The 13,899-nt window shown below is 68.7% G+C and carries 12 protein-coding genes, 1 rRNA gene and 1 pseudogene; 3 read left to right on the forward strand and 11 right to left on the reverse strand.

Features of this window, described 5'->3' with window-relative positions; translation table 11 throughout:
* Nucleotides 1-59: 59 nt before the first annotated feature.
* Nucleotides 60-176: ribosomal RNA gene (gene rrf / locus BEK98_RS14685) — 5S ribosomal RNA — on the forward strand.
* 76 nt (nucleotides 177-252) lie between these two features.
* Here the strand turns inward: rrf and BEK98_RS14690 are convergent.
* Nucleotides 253-752, reverse strand: a pseudogene (locus tag BEK98_RS14690) (isochorismatase family protein).
* Nucleotides 753-834: 82 nt separating this feature from the next.
* On the opposite strand from BEK98_RS14690, the gene BEK98_RS14695 reads away from it, so the two are divergent.
* On the forward strand, nucleotides 835-1,395 hold the full coding sequence (locus tag BEK98_RS14695) for a GNAT family N-acetyltransferase (protein WP_208643111.1): 561 nt from the start codon (nucleotides 835-837) through the stop codon (nucleotides 1,393-1,395).
* Nucleotides 1,396-1,399: 4 nt separating this feature from the next.
* Here the strand turns inward: BEK98_RS14695 and BEK98_RS14700 are convergent, their stop codons facing one another.
* From BEK98_RS14700 to BEK98_RS14730, 7 genes are all read right to left on the reverse strand, one after another.
* Nucleotides 1,400-2,890 (reverse strand): type IV secretory system conjugative DNA transfer family protein, encoded by a 1,491-nt coding sequence (locus BEK98_RS14700; RefSeq protein ID WP_094216958.1) that lies wholly within the window; start codon nucleotides 2,888-2,890, stop codon nucleotides 1,400-1,402.
* A 16-nt stretch (nucleotides 2,891-2,906) separates the two neighbouring features.
* Nucleotides 2,907-4,319 (reverse strand): ATP-binding protein, encoded by a 1,413-nt coding sequence (locus BEK98_RS14705; RefSeq protein WP_094216959.1) that lies wholly within the window; start codon nucleotides 4,317-4,319, stop codon nucleotides 2,907-2,909.
* Between the two features lie 14 nt (nucleotides 4,320-4,333).
* Complete coding sequence (locus BEK98_RS14710) at nucleotides 4,334-5,893, reverse strand: SCO6880 family protein (RefSeq protein WP_094216960.1); 1,560 nt, start codon at nucleotides 5,891-5,893, stop codon at nucleotides 4,334-4,336.
* The gene (locus BEK98_RS14715) at nucleotides 5,890-7,221 is read right to left on the reverse strand and encodes a hypothetical protein (protein WP_094216961.1); all 1,332 of its coding nucleotides are present in this window, start codon (nucleotides 7,219-7,221) and stop codon (nucleotides 5,890-5,892) included. The genes BEK98_RS14710 and BEK98_RS14715 overlap by 4 nt, the downstream gene beginning before the upstream one ends.
* Nucleotides 7,211-8,032, reverse strand: a complete 822-nt coding sequence (locus BEK98_RS14720; protein WP_094216962.1) for a DUF8175 domain-containg protein — start codon at nucleotides 8,030-8,032, stop codon at nucleotides 7,211-7,213. The genes BEK98_RS14715 and BEK98_RS14720 overlap by 11 nt, the downstream gene beginning before the upstream one ends.
* A 168-nt stretch (nucleotides 8,033-8,200) precedes the next feature.
* Nucleotides 8,201-8,509: a hypothetical protein gene (locus BEK98_RS14725; protein ID WP_014673544.1), complete on the reverse strand. Its 309-nt coding sequence runs from the start codon at nucleotides 8,507-8,509 to the stop codon at nucleotides 8,201-8,203.
* Nucleotides 8,510-8,867: 358 nt separating this feature from the next.
* Nucleotides 8,868-10,172 carry a S53 family peptidase gene (locus tag BEK98_RS14730; protein WP_094216963.1) on the reverse strand — a complete coding sequence of 435 codons (1,305 nt, stop codon included), beginning with the start codon at nucleotides 10,170-10,172 and terminating at the stop codon, nucleotides 8,868-8,870.
* A gap of 281 nt (nucleotides 10,173-10,453) precedes the next feature.
* On the opposite strand from BEK98_RS14730, the gene BEK98_RS14735 reads away from it, so the two are divergent.
* Nucleotides 10,454-11,068, forward strand: a complete 615-nt coding sequence (locus BEK98_RS14735) for a Uma2 family endonuclease (protein ID WP_094216964.1) — start codon at nucleotides 10,454-10,456, stop codon at nucleotides 11,066-11,068.
* A gap of 10 nt (nucleotides 11,069-11,078) precedes the next feature.
* On the opposite strand, the gene BEK98_RS14740 is transcribed toward BEK98_RS14735, so the two are convergent.
* The 3 genes from BEK98_RS14740 to BEK98_RS14750 form a co-directional block, all read right to left on the reverse strand.
* Nucleotides 11,079-11,363 (reverse strand): DUF2500 family protein, encoded by a 285-nt coding sequence (locus BEK98_RS14740; protein WP_094216965.1) that lies wholly within the window; start codon nucleotides 11,361-11,363, stop codon nucleotides 11,079-11,081.
* A gap of 213 nt (nucleotides 11,364-11,576) precedes the next feature.
* Nucleotides 11,577-12,941, reverse strand: coding sequence for a S53 family peptidase (locus BEK98_RS14745; protein ID WP_094216966.1), 1,365 nt, complete (start codon nucleotides 12,939-12,941; stop codon nucleotides 11,577-11,579).
* Nucleotides 12,942-13,243: 302 nt separating this feature from the next.
* Nucleotides 13,244-13,849 carry a TetR/AcrR family transcriptional regulator gene (locus tag BEK98_RS14750; RefSeq protein WP_094216967.1) on the reverse strand — a complete coding sequence of 202 codons (606 nt, stop codon included), beginning with the start codon at nucleotides 13,847-13,849 and terminating at the stop codon, nucleotides 13,244-13,246.
* Nucleotides 13,850-13,899: the final 50 nt, after the last annotated feature.

Here is a 13,899-nt window from a genome sequence, read left to right on the forward strand (position 1 = left end):
CTGAAACCACGAACAGCCCCATGTGGCCACGCATGGTCTGGTTGTCAGTTTCATAGTGTTTCGGTGGTCATAGCGTGAGGGAAACGCCCGGTTACATTCCGAACCCGGAAGCTAAGCCTCACAGCGCCGATGGTACTGCAGGGGGGACCCTGTGGGAGAGTAGGACGCCGCCGAACAAATTTTGAGAAAGAGCCCCAACTCCGGGATAAAACCCGCGAGTTGGGGCTTTTTCGCGTTCACGGCCTAGAAGGGCTAGAAGGTCACCTCGGCCGTCTCCACGGTGCCGCCCTGGCGGCCGGGGGCGCTGTGCCATCTCCAGTAGAGGTTGGTGTGGGCGATCACCTGCTCCGGGGCGGGAGCGCCGTACTTGGACAGGTCCTCCGTGGTGTGGGCGTCGGCGACCAGCGTCGCGTCGTACCCGCGGACGATCGCGCCGTGCAGGGTGGAGCGGATGCAGGCGTCCGTCTGCGCGCCCGTGACGAGGAGCCGGCCCACCTTCCGCTCGGCCAGTACGGACTCCAGGTCGGTGTCCTCGAAGGAGTCCCCGTACTTCTTGTGGATGAGGGGCCGTACGCCAGCTCCTCGTCGGAGTGCTGCACCCAGACGACCGGCACGTCCGCCGCGCGGGCCTTGTCGATCAGGGTGTTGATGTTCGCGATGACGTCGTCGCGGTTGTGGGAGTTCGCCACCACGCCGTTCTGGACGTCGATGACGAGCACTGCGGTGTTGGGGCGATCGGGAAGGGTGGTCATGGGGCCACAGTAGGACCGGCCACTGACAATCGGGCCTGAATATCGGGTGAGGGGTGCCGGGGGCGCGGGCTACCGTGGCTCCATGATTAGCCCGACCAGCGATGACTATGTCGTCCGTGCGATACGACCCGACGAGTGGGCCGCCGTGAAGCAGTTGCGTCTGGACGCGCTGCGGGATCCGGTCGCGCCCATCGCCTTCCTGGAGACCTACGAGGACGCCCTGGACAGGCCGGACTCCTTCTATCAGGAGCGGGCCGTCAGATCCGGTGAAGGGTCCGGCTCGGCACGGCAGTTCATCGCCGAGGCGCCGGACGGGAGCTGGGCCGGCACGGTCACCGTGCTGCTGGAGGAGGCCGGGACGAAGGACTGGGCCGGGTATCCGGTCGAGCGGCGGCAGGGACATGTGGTCGGTGTGTTCGTGCGGCCGGAGCACCGCGGGAACGGGCTGATCAAGGTTCTGTTCGACGCCGGTGTGGACTGGGCGTGGGAGCAGGGTGCCGAGCGGGTACGGCTGTTCGTCCACGCGGACAACGCGCGGGCTCAGGGGGCGTACCGCAAGGTGGGGTTCGGGCCGAGCGGGCTGGTGGTGTCGTTCGTGAAGGACGAGGCCGAGAACGAGTTGGAGTTCGTTCTGGAGCGGTAGTCCGTCAAGCGGGGAGTTCCTGGTGGGGCCAGCGGGATCTGGCCTGTTCGCGGGAGCGGAGCAGGGCGAGGGTGGGCATTCCCTGGTCGGCTCCGGTGGCCAGCAGGTCCGGCAGCTGGGGAAGCGGCGCCACGGCCGCGATGTCGTCCAGGACCAGGGTGAGTGGTGGGTCGAGCCGACCGGAGGATGACCGTTCGGCCATGTGCCGGCCGCGCTCGACCACGCTTGAGACGAGGGCCGTCAGGAGGGGCATCGCGCCTGGGTTGGTCCTGGGGTCCTCGATGGATTCACCGACCACATAAAGCGTGCCCCCTTCGTGGACAAAGGAATCCAAGGCGAGCGCATCAGTTCGGTTTGGAGTGCAGGCCTCGCGGATGTTGACCGTGAAGAGGGCGGAGAGGGCCCGGCTGGTCAACTCCTGGGCCATGTCGCGGCGTTCGGGGTGTGCGGTGAGGGTGGCTTCGAGTTCGCCCGCGGCGCCGGGGGCGGCCTTGGGGTGGGTACGGAGGGTGCGTACGGCGTCCTGGATCTGGGTGCCCTGGGACCAGCGGTGGACGTGGCGGATGGTGCGGTTCTCCAGGGCGGCGGCGTGGAGGTAGCTCCTCAGGAGCGTTATCGCTGTGTCCGCCACCGCTTGGTCGATCTTGGCTGTGGGTTGGACGGGGCTGAGGAGGGCGGTGGCTCTCTGCAGGGCCGTCTGTTTGTCTTCGCAGCCTGTGGTGGGGGACCAGTGGAGGCGGGCGGGGGTGTCGCAGCGGTGCGTGGGGTCGTAGAGGAGGGTGGGGCCCAGTTTGGCTCTGGCGTCCTTGGTTTCCGACCAGAGGGCGGGGTTCGAGGTGACGACCACGGTGGGGCCTTGCGCGTCCTGGATGGCCTGGGTTGCGGTTGAGTGGCGGGTTTCCCTGGGTGCGATGAGGACTTTCTCCCACCCGCCCACCCGTTCACCGTTCGCCGAGAAGGTGCCCAAGGGTTCCGCCACAGCCGTTTCCTGGACCGGCTCCGCCGGCTCCGGCTCCGCGCGGGGTACCGGGACCTCGTAGTGCTGTTCCGGTGCTGGAGCCGGCGCCGCCGACTGTGCCCGTCCCTTCGTCGCCCCCCGCTCGAACGCCCGCCGTACCTTCCCCGCTCGCCACCTCGCCACCGTCCCCATCACGAACAGGGTCAGGACGAAGAGGATCATCAGTTGGCCGATGAGCAGGCCCCAGAAGAGGCCCCAGCCGGAGAGTTGGGTGGTGGGGGTGTCCGGCCAGGCGCCGGCGAGGTCGTGGGGCCGGCCGATGAGGTGGCGCATGGCCAGGGGGGTGCGGGTGAAGGTGACGCCCTCGGGCCAGGCGCCCTTGGAGAAGAGGGCCGCCAGACCCGTGGCCGTCCACACCAGCAGGGTCATGCCGAGGAGGAAGCCGAGTATGCCGATCAGGAGGCCGTCGGGGATACCGCCCTGGCCTTCCCGGCGGTTGTCACGGCTGTCGTGACGGTCGCGGTCGTCCGGTCTCACGCTCTGCCCCTCCGCCCTACGCCACCGTCGATTCGGAGTCGCCCAGGTGCTGCTCCACGAAGGCCGCCGCCCGCTGCTCGGCCTCCAGCTCGGCCGCGCGCAGGGCGTCGTCGGCCACCAGGTCGCTGGAGGACTCGGTCATCGCGCGGTCGGTGAAGACGAGGGGGCGTTCCGTCTCCGTGACCAGGTGTTTGACCACCTGCACGTTGCCGTTGACGTCCCAGACGGCGATGCCGGGGGTGAGGGTGGGGATGATCTCCACGGCCCAGCGTGGCAGGCCCAGTACCCGGCCCGTGGCCCTCGCCTCGTCCGCCTTCTGGGCGTAGATGGTCCTGGTCGAGGCCATTTTGAGGATCGCCGCCGCCTCCTTCGCGGCCGCGCCGTCGACCACGTCGGACAGGTGGTGGACGACCGCGACGAAGGACAGGCCCAGCCGTCGGCCGAACTTCAGCAGGCGCTGGAACAGCTGGGCCACGAAGGGGCTGTTGATGATGTGCCAGGCCTCTTCGACCAGGAAGATGCGCTTCTTGCGGTCGGGGCGGATCCAGGTGTGCTCCAGCCACACGCCGACGATCGCCATCAGGATCGGCATGGCGATGGAGTTGCGGTCGATGTGGGACAGGTCGAAGACGATGAGAGGGGCGTCCAGGTCGATGCCGACCGTCGTCGGGCCGTCGAACATGCCGCGCAGGTCACCGTCGACCAGGCGGTCCAGGACCAGGGCCACGTCCAGGCCCCACGCCCGTACGTCGTCTATGGCGACGTTCATCGCCTCGGCCGACTCCGGCTCGGGGTGCCGTAGCTGTTCCACGATGTCGGTGAGGACCGGCTGGCGGTCGAGGATGGACTCGTTGACGTAGGAGTGGGCGACCTTGAGGGCGAAGCCGGAGCGTTCGTCCAGGCCGTGGCCCATCGCGACCTCGATGATGGTGCGCAGGAGCGCCAGCTGGCCCGTCGTCGTGATCGCGGGGTCCAGCGGGTTCAGGCGGATGCCGTGGTCCAGGGCCGCTGTCGGGTCCAGGCGGATGGGAGTTATTCCCAGCTCCTCGGCGATGAGGTTCCATTCGCCGACCCCGTCCTCGCCCTGTGCGTCGAGGACGACCACCTGGCGGTCGCGGAAGCGCAGTTGCCGTAGGACGTACGTCTTCTCCAGGGCCGACTTGCCGTTGCCGGACTCGCCGAGGACCAGCCAGTGGGGGGCCGGGAGCTGCTGGCCGTAGAGCTGGAAGGGGTCGTAGATGTAGCCCTTCCCGGAGTACACCTCGCGGCCGATGATGACGCCGGAGTCGCCGAGGCCGGGTGCGGCGGTCGGCAGGTAGACCGCCTGGGCCTGGCCCGTGGAGGTGCGGACCGGCAGGCGGGTCGTCTCGACCTTGCCGAAGAGGAAGGACGTGAAGGCGTCGGTGAGGACGGACAGCGGGTCCCGCATCAGCGCATCAGCCCCTACCTTCGAATGCCGGTGGCGAAGGGAAGTGTGTTCACGAAGGCCCGGTGGTGCTCGCGGTCGCACCACTCCAGCTTCAGGTACGACTTGCCTGCAGAGGCCCTTATGGTCCGCTTGTCGCGGTTGAGGGCCTCCGGGGAGCGGGAGGAGACGGTGATGTAGCCGACGAGGTTCACGCCCGCCGCGCCGCTCGCCAGGTCCTCGCCGCGCTGGTCGAGGCGGTTGTGCGCGGCGATGTCCCGGGGGTCCACCGTGCGGTTCATCTTGGCGGCGCGGGAGGCCTCGGCCTCGTCGTTGGTCTTCTCGGTCAGCATGCGTTCGATGGCTACCTCGGTGGGTTCGAGATCCATCGTCACGGCGACCGTTCGGATGACGTCGGGGGTGTGGACGAGCAGCGGCGCGAGGAAGTTGACGCCGACGGGGGTCATCGGCCACTCCTTCACCCAGGCCGTGGCATGGCACCAGGGGGCGCGGGTGTTGGACTCGCGGGTCTTGGCCTGGAGGTAGGTGGGCTCCATGGCGTCCAGCTCGGCCGGCCAGGCGTTGCGCCGGGTCATCGCCTGGATGTGGTCGATGGGGTGGTCCGGGTCGTACATGGAGTGGATGAGGGAGGCGAGCCTGCCCTGCCCGAGGGGCTGGCGGACGCGGATGTCGGCCTCCTGGAGGCGCGAGCAGATGTCGGTCAGCTCACGGGCCATGACGACGGCCAGGCCCGCGTCCCGGTCCAGCTTGCGCCCGGCCTGGGGCCGCGCGGCCCGTGCCATGGCCTGGGCCTCGGCGGCGAGTTCGCGGGTGTAGTGCATGCAGGCGACGAGGTAGGCGCGGTGCTGCTCGCTGCTGGTGGACACCATGGACTGGAGTTGGTCGTACGACCGGGCCAGCCAGTCCGCCGCCTTCTCGTCCCCGCGCAGGGCGACGTCCTTGGCGTGGGCGTCGGGGTCGGCGGGGAGGGTGCGGGCGAGCATCTGGATGCGGGTGACGAACCCGTCGCCGTTGGCCACGTGCTTGAGCAGCGTGCCGAAGCGGTCGACGAGGGCCTCCTGGTCCTCGGAGTCGCGCAGGCCGACGCCGGGGCCCTCGATCTCGATGGCGGCCGTGACCGTCCTGCGGTCGGCGTGCAGGAGTACGGCGATCTCGTCGGGCCCGAAGGGGGCGGCGAGCCAGCTGATCCGCCCGATTCCCGGCGGCGGCCCGATCTCGACCTCGCGCCCGTCGAGCCGCGTCCCGGCCTCGACGGCACCGGAGCGGTACGCGGCCCCGCGCTTGACGGTCCGCTTGTACGAGCGGTTGATCTCGAACCACTTGTAGAACGTGCGGCGCTTGTACGGCACGTAGACCGCGGCGAGCGCGAGCAGTGGGAAGCCCGTGAGCAGCACGATCCGCATGGACAGGACCGGGACGAGGAGGCCGCACATCATGCCGAGGAACGCGCCGACGATGATCAGCGCGATCTCGCCGGACTCACGGTTCCGGCCGACGATCGCGTTCGGCCGGGCGCGGCCGATGAGATACGTACGGCGGGGCGTGACCGGATGGGACAGGTGGGACTCGGTCGTCAACGCCCTTCACCTCCCGAGCGGTTGCTGTTGCGGGTGTTGCTGGCGTGCGGGGTGTTGGCCGGGCTGGGTGCGCGCGGCGCGGGCGCGGCGGAGGGGACTGCTCCGCCGCCGCCCTGGGGGGTACGGCTGCTGTGGGCGGCGACGCCGCCGGAGGCGGGGTTGGCGGGGCGGGCGCTGCTGGAGCCGCCTCCGCCTCCTCCGTTGTTGTCGGCGCGGGTGCTGTGGGTCTTGATGCCCTGGGCGACGAGGGTGGCCGGGGAGCTGATGACGGCCGCGGCCTTGCCTTCGGCGCCCTGCATGATGCGGTTGTTGCGGCCGTTCGCGATCTCGTCGCCGAAGCCGGGGACGAAGCGGTAGATCATCGCGCTGGCGAAGATGGCGAGCAGGATGATGGCGAGGCCGGAGACGACGGCGGAGAAGGCGTCGGGGCCGCTGTCGCCGGAGAGGGCGCCGGCCAGTCCGAGCACGATGACGATCACCGGTTTGACCAGAATGACGGCGATCATGATCCCGGCCCAGCGCCTGACGTGTCCCCACAGGTTCTTGTCGACCAGGCCCGCGTAGACGACCGTGCCGAGGAGGGCGCCCACGTAGAGGAGGGCGGCTCGGATGACCAGCTCCAGCCAGAGGACGCCGGCGGCGAGGATGCTGACCAGGGAGACGACGATCAGCATGATCGGGCCGCCGCCGATGTTGTTGCCCTTGTTGAGGGCGCCGGAGAAGGTGCCGAAGAAGGTGTCCGTCTGGTCGCCGGTGGCCTTCGCGAGTACCTCTGTCACGCCGTCGGTGGCCGATACGACCGTGTAGAGGATCAGCGGGGTGAACGCGGAGGCGAGCACGGTCAGCCAGAGGAAGCCGACGGCTTCGCCGATCGCGGTGGTGAGGGGCACGCCTCGTACGGCCCGCTTGGCCACGGCCAGCAGCCACAGCAGGAGCGTGAGGATCGTGGACGCCGCGAACACGACGGCGTACTGCTGCAGGAACTTCGTGTTCGTGAAGTCGACGTTCGCGGTCTCCTTCACGGCACCACTGAGCTTCCCGATGGTCCAGGAGGCGGCGTCGGCACAGCCCTTGGCCAGGGAGGCGAGGGGGTCGAGGGTGTCGGTGAGGGGGTTGTTGGTGGTGGCGCCGCCGGAGCCTCCGCCGGAGTTGTCTTTTTCGCAGAACTGTTTGGCGGCGCCCCGGATCAGGTCACAAGGGTCGTTGCTCTTCGTGGGGGTCGGAGTGGGACTGGGCGCGGCTACGGCGTGGGTGGCCAGCAGCAGCGTCGTCGTCTGCACGGCCCCGAGGACCGCCGAGATCTTGAGGATGCGGTGGTTAGCGCGCATACGTGAACCCTCCGTACTCCTCGACGGCCTTCGTCATGTCGTCGGCGGTGGAAGCTGTCTGATCGCGGCCCACGGGGACGGGGCCGTCCTTCTGCTGGAAGTCGGTGACCTTCCAGTCGTTGTCGACCCACTTCAGTTCGTACGTCGTGGTGTACCAGCTCTCGGTCACCGGGTTCTTCGAGGCTTCACCGGAGAGGCCGAACAGCGAGGTGTACCAGACCTCGACCGTGGTGGCGTCCGTTCCTGACGAGGTGACCTTGGTGCCGACGGGGATGACCCTGGAGACGAACGTCTGGCCCTTGGGCGCGGAGCCGTCCTTGGCCAGGCCGATGTTGGAGAGGAACTTCTCGTTGGAGTAGGCGCTGTCCATGGCCGACTGCTTGGCAGTTGCGACATCCCGGGCATAGACAGCGTCGACGATCTGGTGCCGCCAGGCGGTGTTGAACATCTCGGCCGACCCCAACGCCACCGCATAGTTAGCGGCAGCGCTCTCCGCCCCCTGCCCGCTGTGCGCGAACCCCGAAGGAATCCCCCCGCTCTTCGACTCCACCGGCTTGGTGCCGCTCGCCGCCGTGGAGGAAGTTCGCGGCTGGTCGCCCTTCCCGGTCGAGCCGTCGGCAGACGAACCGTCTCCCCTGTTCGCGAAGGCGATCGCTGCGATGAGGAGGACGACCACGCCGACCACCGTGATCAGGCCCCGGGAGGAGGAGCGGCCCGTTCTGCGGGGTGCGCCGCCGTAGGGGTCGCCGCCGGGCAGGCGGGTTCGGGTCTGGCCCGTTTCGGGGTAACCCTGCTCGTCTGTGGGACTCATGCCGCGTACGCCCCCTCCACCTTGTAGACATACGACGGTAGCCGTGCTGGTTCCCGCGCGGGCGCGGTGTGGTGACTCGACATCAGGGAAACGCAACCTCTGCCGGTGGGCACGACGGGTGGGTGGGGTGGAGGGGGACGACCGGGCGCGCCCGGAGCAGAAGGGGCGTCAGACCGCCATGCCGTACACGATCGTGAACAGTGTGCCGAGGGAGCCGATGATGAAGACCCCGGTGAGGCCGGCGATGATCAGGCCCTTGCCCTGTTCCGCGCTGAACGTGTCACGCAGGGCCGTCGCGCCGATCCGCTGTTTGGCCGCACCCCAGACCGCGATGCCGAGGCAGAGCAGGATGGCCACGGCCATCACCACCTCGATCATCACCTTGGCCTCGTTGCCCAGGCTGCCGAAGGGGCCCCAGTCCGGAGCGATCCCGCCGATGATGGTGTTGATGTCTCCCTTGTCGGCCGCAAAGAGCATGTAAGTCACCGCCCCTGGTGGGTAGTTCCGCGTTGCCCCTGCCGTGTGCAGAGGTCAGGTCTCATTCTCGCCGACAACGTCGCGGTCGTATGTCGACTTGACGTCATTGACTGGCGGGTTTCGTACGAATACCTCGTACGGTCACTCTGTGTATCACGGCAGGTCACGCCGGGCAACGAGGCCTGAGCGGAACCTGTCGTGTGGTTCCGTCGTTGACCCCCTTTACGGCCAGGCAGGGTTTCTGACGGCTGGTCGGGTGAGGCGTCGAGACGATGTTCTCACGGGCGGTGCGCGGAGAACGGGGAAGGGCCCCGGCGACAGGCGTCGCCGAGGCCCCTGAGATGGGCGGTTGACGTGCTCAGCCCGCGAAGGCCGAGACGCCCTCCGGGGTGCCCCAGCCGGTCGGGCCGTCGTAGCCGGACTGGGCGGTGCACAGGTAGGTGGTGGAGCAGGTGCCGTTGTTGCCGCTGGTGACGTCGTTCAGGGCGGAGGTGCCGGCCACGGTGTACGGGAACTTGGCCGGGTAGGAGCTGCTGCTCGGGGTGCCGGCGAGGGCGTAGACGCCGGCGATGATGGGCGAGCTGGCGCTGGTGCCGCCGAAGGTGTACCAGCCGGCGGTGACGCCGTAGGAGTCGTAGACCGAGACGCCGGTGGCCGGGTCGGCCACGGCCGCCACGTCCGAGATGGTGCGCTTGGTGCAGCCGGTGTCGGTCTGCCAGGTCGGCTTGGCGTCGTAGGCGGAGCAGCCGGAGCCGGTGCCCTCGGTGCTGGAGGTCTTCCAGACCGTCTCCGTCCAGCCGCGAGTGGTGGAGGTGGCCTTGGAGAGGGCGGTGCCGCCGACGGCGGTCACGTACTTGGACGCGGCCGGGTACTCGGCGCCGTAGCCGCTGTCGCCCGCGCTGACGGTGATGGCGACACCGGGGTGGTTGAAGTACGAGGAGTCGTACGAGGTGTCGGAGGAGGACTCCGAGCCGCCGTAGCTGTTCGACACGTACTTCGCGCCCAGGGTGACCGCCTCGTTGACGGCGGTGCCGAGGTTGGCCATGGTCGCGGACTTGGCCTCGACCAGCAGGATGCCGCAGTTCGGGCAGATGGCGGAGGCCATGTCGAGGTCGAGGGAGATTTCCTCGGCCCAGCCGGTGTTGGCCGAGGGGAGCGAGGTGGTGGAGCCCGTCTGGCTGACCTTCTTGAAGCAGCCGTTGGCCGTGGTGCAGGCGCTCAGGCCGTAGTACGAGCGGTACTTCGCCAGGTCGGCCTCGGCGTTCGGGTCGTCGTAGGCGTCGACGATCGCGATGGTCTCGCCGGAGCCCTTGGAGGCGGCGGCGGAGGTGAGGCCGTAGGCCGACTGGAGGTCGGAGGGGCCGTAGCCGGACGGGGTCGCGGCGTCCGCGGCCTTCGGGGTGACGCCGTCGGCCTTGGCCTTCGCCTGCTGGAAGGCGGTGATACCGCCGGTGACGCGCAGCGCCTTGCAGGCCATCTGCCCCTTGGCGGGGGTGGAACAGGCACTCGTCCAGGTGACCTTGGAGGACGAGGGTGCCGCCGCGTCCGCGTGGGTGGCGGTGCCGAATCCGGCGAGGAGCAGCGCGGCGGTGGCCGCTGCGGCGGAGCCGATACGGCGCCAGCGGCCGGGTGCGGCCGGTCTTGCGGGGGGAGTCGTACGCATGGTGCAGCCTCCTGATGTTCCGGGTGGGGGGTGGGAACAGGGCGGTGCATTGCGGGTGCGTGCGGCGGTACGACGAAGACGATGACTTGTTGAGTACGCGACAACAAGTAATCGTCGGAATCCTGGCCTCCGGGTTACCGAACGATGCCGCGCGCTTGACTCAACTCACAGCTGTTTCTGGGCAGTTGCTCAGGCAGGAAGGGCTGACAGGTCCGCTACGAGTCGCCGTACGTACCGTGATCGCGTTGCACACCGCTCTCGCACATGAGAGGCCCCAGGCCATGTCCGAGGCTCAGGCCGAATTCCCGAACGAACCCGACCTGGACGAGGTCCTGTGGCAGGCATGGAAGGCCATGGAACTCCCCGAGGGCTACCGCGCTGAGATCATCGAGGGAGCCATCGAGGTGTCGCCCACCGCTCGTCTTTCGCACGGCCTGATCGCCAATCGTGTGCGAAGGGCGCTGGACAAGTTCCTGGACGGAGGCGAGTACGCCTGCCATCAGGTTGTGAATGTGATCCACAACCGCAAGGCATGGATCCCGGACGTCTTCGTCGCCCCGGAGGACACGGAGTCCTGCAGCGACGAGGACGACATGGGGGTCAGGGCCGACTCCGTGCACCTCATCGTCGAGGTCGTCTCTCCTGGCAAGCGCAACCAGGACCGTGACCGTGTGCGGAAGCGTCGCGAGTACGCCCGAGCCGGAATTCCCGTCTACGTGATCATCGACGACTACGACAACCGTGGCACGGTGAGCATCCTGACCGCACCCGTGCCCGAGCGTGCTCGCTACGAGGATGAGCACCGCGTTCCTTACGGGACCGACGCCATCATTCCCGAAGGCCCTGCCAAGGGCTTCGTCATCGGGGAGGGCATCACGGGACCGAAGCGGGCCTGATACGGAACCGCTAGCGCGTTGTGCACTTGGGGTAGTTCGAACCCTCGACGCAGTTGGCGTAGGCGCTGCTGCTGACGTCGACCTCTTCCTCGTCCCCGCTCTTCGTGCGGACCTGCAACTCGTACTCGGTGTGGCAGCTGCGGGTCCTCTTCGTGCCCTTCTTCTTCGTCTTGCACTCGTAGTCCGTGTCCTTGCTGACGACAGTGCCGGTGACGGTCTTCGAGCTACTGCTGCAACCGGCCAGCGGTGCGGTGAGTACGGCGACGGTGGCAAGGACTGCGAGAGTGCGCTTCATGTGGTCTCCCCCGGGGACGTCATGGATCGGGCGGCATTCTGCCCGGTGCAGCGTCATGTCGGAACGGCGGGGGCCCGGATGCGAGAGCCGGACAGGGAAAACGGGCCGCGGCCGGATGCCGTGGCCCGTCTTCCTTTCCTTGCCGCCGAAGGGACCCCACGTCCCCCTCAGATGGCGGCTCCCCGTGACCCGACGGGGTGGTTCACATGCTCGTCAGCCGGTGAAGGCGTCCGTGCCCTGAGGGGTGCCCCAGCCGGTCGGACCGTCGTAGCCGGACTTGGCGGTGCAGAAGTAGCTGGTGGAGCAGGTGCCGTTGTTGCCGCTGGTGACGTCGTTGAGGGCGGAGGTGCCGGCCGCGGCGTACGGGTAGGAGGACGGGTAGTCGCTGGAGCCCGGGGTGCCGGCCAGGGCGTAGACGGCCGCGATGATCGGGGAGGAGGCGCTGGTGCCGCCGTAGGTGTTCCAGCCGGTGCCGTCGGAGCCGTAGGTGTCGTAGACGGAGACACCGGTGGCCGGGTCGGCGACCGCGGAGACGTCGGCGATCATGCGCTTGGTGCAGCCGGTGTCGGTCTGCCAGCTGGGCTTGGCGTCGTAGGCGGAGCAGCCGGAGCCGGTGCCCTCGGTGCTGGAGGTCTTCCAGACGCTCTCGGTCCAGCCGCGGCTGTTGGAGGAGGTCTTCAGGGCGGTGCCGCCGACGGCGGTCACGTACTTCGAGCCGGCCGGGTACTCGGCGCCGTACGCCTCGTCGCCCGCGCTGACGGTGATGGCGACGCCCGGGTGGTTGAAGTACGAGGAGTCGTACGAGGTGTCGGAGGAGGACTCCGAGCCGCCGTAGCTGTTCGACACGAACTTGGCGCCGAGCTTGACGGCCTCGTTCACGGCCGTGCCCAGGTTGGCCATGCTCGACGACTTGGCCTCGACCAGCAGGATGTTGCAGTTCGGGCAGACGGCGGAGGCCATGTCGAGGTCGAGCGAGATCTCACCGGCCCAGCCGCTGTCGGCGGTGGGGAGGGAGGTCGTCGAACCGGTCTGGCTGACCTTCTTGAAGCAGCCGTTGTCGGTGGTGCAGTCCGACAGGCCGTAGTACGAGCGGTAAGTGGCCAGGTCCGCCTCGGCGTTCGGGTCGTCGTACGCGTCGACGATCGCGATGGTCTCGCCGGAACCGTTGGCGGAGGCGGCGTCGGTCAGGCCGTAGGCGGACTGGAGGTCGCTCGGGCCGTACCCGGTCGGGGAGTCGGAGGACGCCTTCGGCGAGACGGTCCTGGGCGCGATGCCCTTCTTGGCGGCCTGCTCCTCCTGGAAGGCGGTGGTGCCGCCGGTGACGCGCAGCGCGTGACAGGACGCGTAGCCCTTCTTCGGGGTCGCGTCACACGCGTTGGTGTACTGCACATGGGCCTTGGCGACCTGCGCGGCGATGGTCTTGGCGCTCACGTGCTTCGTGGCCGTGGGGGTGGCCGCGTTCGCGTGGGCGGCGGTGCCGAGTCCGGCGAACACCAGCGCGGCGGTGGCCGCGGCGGCGGAGCCGATACGGCGCCATCTGCCGCGTATGTGGGGGGTGGTGGGGGTGGGCGTACGCAACGTACAGCCTCCTGTGAGTGGGTGACAGAGGCCTGCGGGTGGGGGGACCACCGGTGTGGTGGCCGGTGGGGGCGGCGGCCCGCCACGACGATCGCTTGTTGAGTACGCGACAAACAAGACGGGTTTCGGAATCCTGACTTCCGCCATACCGAAGGAGGTTGGGGGCTTACTGATCAATAACTCTGTGCTGGCTGTGTGCTGGCCCGCTCTTGACCGGGTGCACAGGGAGTGCACAGCTGCTCAGTAGGTCGCAGATGCTCCGTGGTGCGCAGACGCTCAGTGGTGCGCAGATGCTCCGTGGCTCACCGGGGCTTGAGGCCGTGCAGCAGCAGATGGACGTGTTCGTCCAGGCCGGCCAGGGCCTCGTCCGCCTCCAGGGCGCAGCTGGCGATGAGGGCGGCGAGGCCGTGCAGACTCGCGGCGGTGACCAGCGTGAGGCGCTCGGGATCGCCCTGGACGATCTCGCCCCGCTCCTGGGCGTCCGCCATCATCCGGGCGAAGGAGCCGAGGGACTGGTCGACGGCGGCCGCGAGCTGTGCGGAGCTGTCGGGGTCGTGCTTGCGCGCGAACATCAGCTCCAGGAGTTCCGGGTTCTCGATCGCGAACCCGAGATAGGCCCGGGCGAGCGCCGTCATCTGCTGCTCGAAGGTGAGGCCGGGGTGCTCGGCGGCGGTGCCCACGGCCTGGTTCAGGCGCTCGTACCCGTCCAGCGCGAGGGCGTCGAGCAGGGCCTGCTTGTCCTTGAAGTGCCGGCCCGGGGCGGCATGGCTCACCCCGATGTCACGGGCCAGCTCGCGCAGCGACAGCGCGCCGACCCCCTTCTCCCTCAGGGTGCGCTCGGCGCTCTTGAGCAGGGCGGCGCGCAGGTCTCCGTGGTGGTAGGGGCGGCTCTCGGGCATGCGGACCATCGTAACCGCATGTAGTCGGCGGCAGCATTGTTGTCATTGACAGCATTGTT

This window comes from Streptomyces diastatochromogenes (assembly GCF_002242805.1).
Classification (GTDB): Bacteria; Actinomycetota; Actinomycetes; order Streptomycetales; family Streptomycetaceae; genus Streptomyces; species Streptomyces diastatochromogenes.

What these genes read in the sequence shown, in the direction of transcription:
- BEK98_RS14705 (WP_094216959.1), bottom strand. Translation starts at nt 4,319, where the DNA reads ATGCGGGACCCGCTGTCCGTCCTCACCGACGCCTTCACGTCCTTCCTC.
- BEK98_RS14740 (WP_094216965.1), bottom strand. Translation starts at nt 11,363, where the DNA reads ATGAAGCGCACTCTCGCAGTCCTTGCCACCGTCGCCGTACTCACCGCA.
- BEK98_RS14715 (WP_094216961.1), bottom strand. Translation starts at nt 7,221, where the DNA reads ATGCGCGCTAACCACCGCATCCTCAAGATCTCGGCGGTCCTCGGGGCC.
- BEK98_RS14750 (WP_094216967.1), bottom strand. Translation starts at nt 13,849, where the DNA reads ATGGTCCGCATGCCCGAGAGCCGCCCCTACCACCACGGAGACCTGCGC.
- BEK98_RS14695 (WP_208643111.1), top strand. Translation starts at nt 835, where the DNA reads ATGATTAGCCCGACCAGCGATGACTATGTCGTCCGTGCGATACGACCC.
- BEK98_RS14730 (WP_094216963.1), bottom strand. Translation starts at nt 10,172, where the DNA reads ATGCGTACGACTCCCCCCGCAAGACCGGCCGCACCCGGCCGCTGGCGC.
- BEK98_RS14725 (WP_014673544.1), bottom strand. Translation starts at nt 8,509, where the DNA reads ATGCTCTTTGCGGCCGACAAGGGAGACATCAACACCATCATCGGCGGG.
- BEK98_RS14735 (WP_094216964.1), top strand. Translation starts at nt 10,454, where the DNA reads ATGTCCGAGGCTCAGGCCGAATTCCCGAACGAACCCGACCTGGACGAG.
- BEK98_RS14720 (WP_094216962.1), bottom strand. Translation starts at nt 8,032, where the DNA reads ATGAGTCCCACAGACGAGCAGGGTTACCCCGAAACGGGCCAGACCCGA.